The following is a 3,574-nucleotide window of genomic DNA, read 5'->3' as shown; positions in this document are numbered from 1 at the left end:
AGCTGTTTATGCAAACTGGAAGCAGGCCGCGACCAGACTTGCCGAAATCACTACCCAGCTAGAAGCTAGATCTCGTGAAGCCGATCAGATTAGATCGGCTGTTGAAGAGCTCACGAGTCTCGATCCAAAGCCGGGGGAAGACATTGAGCTTGCCGAGAAAGCATCAAAGCTTACTCACCTTGAGGAGCTTCGCATTGCAGCAACGGAATCGCACAACCAGCTAAGTAGCGAGGGCTTCGACGACTCATCGGATGCCATAACTTTGATTGGCAAAGCCAGAAGAGCCCTTGAGGCAGTGAGCGAACATGACCCAGAGCTTGCTTCTCTTGCCGAGCAGCTAAAGCAAATCGGCTACTCGCTAAACGAAACCAGTGCCAGCATCTCGGGTTACTTGGCCTCCTTGGATAGCGAGGGTGGCCAGGAATTAGAGCGGGTTCAACAAAGAAGGGCCGATCTAACTTCCGCGATGCGAAAGTATGGCCCAACTCTAGAAGAAGTAGTCTCTTTTTTCGAAAACTCAGGGGCCAGGCTCTTGGAGCTGGACTCTTCAGATAAGGAAATCCAAGAGCTGACTGCTCTCGAGCAATCTCTTGGCACGCAGACCATTTCTCTAGCCAAAACAATTACAGAGCTTCGAACTAAGGCAGCCAGTTCTTTGGCTAAGTCAGTAACGGGGGAGCTAGCTGCCCTTGCCATGACAGGTGCCTCACTTGAGGTAACAATCACGCCTGCTTTGGAGCTTGGATCTCACGGAGCAGATCAAGTGGCCATACTGCTAAGCGCCTACCCGGGGGCGGAGCCCAGAGCCCTTGGAAAAGGAGCCTCTGGAGGAGAGCTTTCCAGAATCATGTTGGCCATTGAGGTCGTGCTAGCCAAGAGTGAGCTGGCCCCTACCTTTATATTCGACGAAGTGGATGCCGGAGTTGGCGGTGCTGCGGCCACCGAGGTAGGTAAAAGACTTGCCACCTTGGCTCAAAACGCACAGGTAATCGTGGTTACCCACTTGCCACAAGTGGCAGCCTTTGCCACCAGGCACCTGCGGGTTCTAAAAAGCGTCAGTGATCAATACACTTCGACCGACGTAGTTCGCCTCGAAGGCGAAGCGGTGGTCGAGGAGCTTGCTCGTATGCTCTCTGGATTGAGCGAATCCGAAAGCGGAAAAACTCACGCCAAGGAGCTTTTGGAGTTGGCAAAAGCTTCAATCTAATTTTTTTTTGCGTGTCGTTTTGCTGGGGTTGAAACTAGCAAGCAAAAGTGAGTAAACTAAAATTCCATGGTAGAAACTGTGGATCCGGGGCGTACAAGACATATATTCGTCTCCGGCGGAGTTGCCTCCTCATTAGGAAAAGGCCTCACAGCAGCCAGTCTCGGAAATCTCCTTAGGGCACGCGGTCTTCGCGTTGTGATGCAAAAACTAGACCCCTATCTAAACGTTGACCCGGGAACCATGAACCCGTTTCAGCACGGTGAGGTTTTTGTTACCGAAGACGGTACCGAAACCGACCTAGACATCGGTCACTACGAGCGATTTCTTGACGTCAACTTGTCCAAAGCTGCCAACGTCACAACCGGTCAGATTTACTCGACCGTAATTGCCAAGGAGCGCAGGGGAGAATACTTAGGCGACACCGTCCAAGTTATCCCACACATCACCGACGAGATTAAGCGTCGCATGAGGCTGCAGGCAAATGAAGAACCAATTCCGGATGTAATCATCACTGAAATTGGTGGCACAGTAGGCGACATCGAATCTCAGCCATTTTTGGAAGCCGCCAGACAAATCCGGCACGATGTCGGGCGTGACAATGTGTTCTTTGTTCACGTATCACTGGTTCCATACCTAGGCCCGTCGGGGGAGCTAAAAACCAAGCCCACTCAGCATTCGGTTGCCATGCTTAGATCCATTGGTATCCAGCCAGATGCCATTGTTTGCCGTTCAGATCGGGCTCTTCCTGATTCAATAAAGAAAAAGATTGCCTTGATGTGTGACGTGGATATCAGGGCTGTTGTCAACGCTGCAGATGCCCCAAGTATCTATGCGATTCCTACAGTGCTAGACAACGAGGGACTCGATAGCTATATCATTAACGCCCTGAGCCTCAAAGCAGGAGAAATCGACTGGAGTAGGTGGAGTTCGGTACTTAGCGCAGTAAACGAACCAAAGCACGAGGTAACTATTGCCCTTGTAGGCAAATACATCGAGCTACCAGATGCCTACCTGTCGGTAACCGAAGCACTTCGTGCTGGCGGTTTTGCTCATCAGGCCAAGGTGAACATTCGCTGGGTGGCCTCTGATCTTTGTGAATCAGAAGAAGGCGCTGCTAGCCAGCTTGCAGATGTTGATGGAATTTGTATCCCAGGTGGCTTTGGAGTTCGAGGTATTGAAGGCAAGCTAGGTGCTCTCAAGTTTGCTCGCGAGAACAAGATTCCAACCCTTGGTTTGTGTCTAGGACTTCAGTGCATGGTTATCGAGTTTGCTAGAAATGTACTTGGACTAGAAGACGCATCTTCCACAGAGTTTGATCCGAAAGCCAAGCACCCTGTAATTGCAACCATGGCCGAACAAATTGACATCCTTGCAGCCGGTGAAATGGGCGGCACCATGCGTCTTGGGTCTTTTGAAGCAAAACTTTCTAAGGGGTCTATCGTTGCCGAGGTTTATGGCAGCAACGAAGTTACCGAGCGACACCGTCATCGTTATGAAGTTAATAACTCCTATCGTGAGCAGTTAACAGCTGGCGGAATGGTGATTTCTGGAACCTCACCTGATGGTTCGCTCGTTGAGTTTGTTGAGCTATCAAAAGCTGATCACCCCTACTTTGTTGCCACTCAAGCGCATCCAGAATTCAAATCCAGACCAAATAGAGCACACCCGCTGTTTATTGGACTAGTGAAGGCAAGCTTGGAGCGTCAAGAGTCCAACCGACTCTTCGAGGTCAAGGATGCCTAACGACCAGAGCGTCGATATTGCGTCTATCAAAAAGACACTGATTCACAAAGGTATGGTCTGGGATTTAGTTTCAGACACGTTTGAATTCAATGGGCAGCGTCTTACCCGTGAGTATGTAGATCATACCGGCGCAGTTGCCGTATTGGCATTTAACGAAAAAGAGGAGCTGCTTCTAATGAAGCAGTATCGAAGGCCGGTTGGAAAGTTCCTAATTGAACTTCCTGCAGGAATACTGGATGTGCCAGGGGAGTCACTAATTGATTGCGCCAAGCGCGAGCTTGCCGAAGAGGCGGGTTTAGATGCCGCTAATTGGTCGGAGTTGATTAGTTTTCACACCACCCCGGGCGGTAACAACGAGGTGATTACGATCTTTGTTGCCAAGCAGCTTTCAGAAACCAATTTGGTTTTTGAAGCTACTGGCGAGGAAGTTGACATGCCACAATCATGGGTTCCAATTTCGGAGGCGGTGAAGCTCGTTCTCTCGGGAAAGATCATGAGCCCGAGCGCGGTTGTTGGGATCATGGCCTATCAGCTGAGTAAAGACGGTTCACAAAGAAGCTCATGAAAACCCTCGCGCAGCTAGTTGATGATTACCTTCGACACCTGAGCATTGAGCGAGGGTTA

The 3,574-nt window shown here is 50.3% G+C and carries 3 protein-coding genes; all 3 read left to right on the top strand.

Annotated elements, in window-relative coordinates; translation table 11 throughout:
* Positions 1-1,207, top strand: a 1,207-nt coding sequence (locus AC9UES_RS06385; protein ID WP_509527784.1) for a DNA repair protein RecN, incomplete at its 5' end; no start/stop codon positions are given.
* A 66-nt stretch (positions 1,208-1,273) separates the two neighbouring features.
* Positions 1,274-2,950, top strand: a complete 1,677-nt coding sequence (gene pyrG / locus AC9UES_RS06380) for a CTP synthase (RefSeq protein WP_509527782.1) — start codon at positions 1,274-1,276, stop codon at positions 2,948-2,950.
* Positions 2,943-3,515: an NUDIX domain-containing protein gene (locus AC9UES_RS06375; protein WP_509527779.1), complete on the top strand. Its 573-nt coding sequence runs from the start codon at positions 2,943-2,945 to the stop codon at positions 3,513-3,515. Before pyrG ends, AC9UES_RS06375 begins: the two co-directional genes overlap by 8 nt.
* The last annotated feature ends 59 nt before the right edge of the window (positions 3,516-3,574 follow it).

Origin of the sequence: Rhodoluna sp., assembly GCF_044232805.1 — a bacterium.
Taxonomy (GTDB): Bacteria; Actinomycetota; Actinomycetes; order Actinomycetales; family Microbacteriaceae; genus Rhodoluna.
Note: the sequence above shows the minus strand (reverse complement) of the source record. Positions and strands in the feature narration are given on the sequence as shown.